The organism is Nocardia abscessus (assembly GCF_015477775.1).
In the GTDB taxonomy this organism is placed as follows: domain Bacteria; phylum Actinomycetota; class Actinomycetes; order Mycobacteriales; family Mycobacteriaceae; genus Nocardia; species Nocardia abscessus_A.
In genome coordinates this window covers 1-560 of the sequence record NZ_JADLQO010000068.1, presented here as the reverse complement: position 1 = coordinate 560, position 560 = coordinate 1, and the positions used below count along the sequence as shown (strand labels likewise).

Annotated in this window: 1 protein-coding gene; it reads left to right on the top strand. The window is 65.5% G+C overall.

Going from position 1 to position 560, the window contains the following annotated elements; translation table 11 throughout:
• Positions 1–560 (top strand): DUF4226 domain-containing protein (locus IU450_RS39300; protein WP_195154784.1); only part of this gene is annotated, 560 nt, incomplete at both ends.

The following is a 560-nucleotide window of genomic DNA, read 5'->3' as shown; positions in this document are numbered from 1 at the left end:
AACGGTGGGGGTTCGGCGCCGGTGGCGGCGGGCGCCGGTAGCGATGGTGCGGCGGGGATGTCGCCGGAGGCGGCGCGGGCGATGGATGTGTTGAAGCAGTTGGAGGGGGTGTACGGGGAGGGGGAGCCGGTGGATCCGCAGGTGTCGCAGGTGCCGCAGCAGTCGGGGGGTTCCTCGGGTAGTGGTGCGACGACGCGGGCGATTCGGGCCAAGCAGTTGTTCCAGCGCAACGCGGCGAAGGCGTTCAACAATGTGGACAACCAGTTGGTGTCGTATGTGCGGGGTTTGAAGGGGTCGAACAAGGTCGACAAGAAGGCGATCGTCAAGCTGGTGCGTGAGGTGAACGTGGCGTTGGCGGAGTTGGGGCCGCAGGCGTACACGAAGGCCGGGCAGCAGAAGGTGCATCAGATCCTGACCGCGGCGTTGCTGAAAGCGCAGTCGATCGTCTCGGGTGGCAACGCCACCTCCAGCGACACCGCCGCCGCGATCAACCGGTTGACCAAGCAGTACCTGTACAACATCGCGGGCAAGAACTATCAACCACCCACCGGATCCACCGG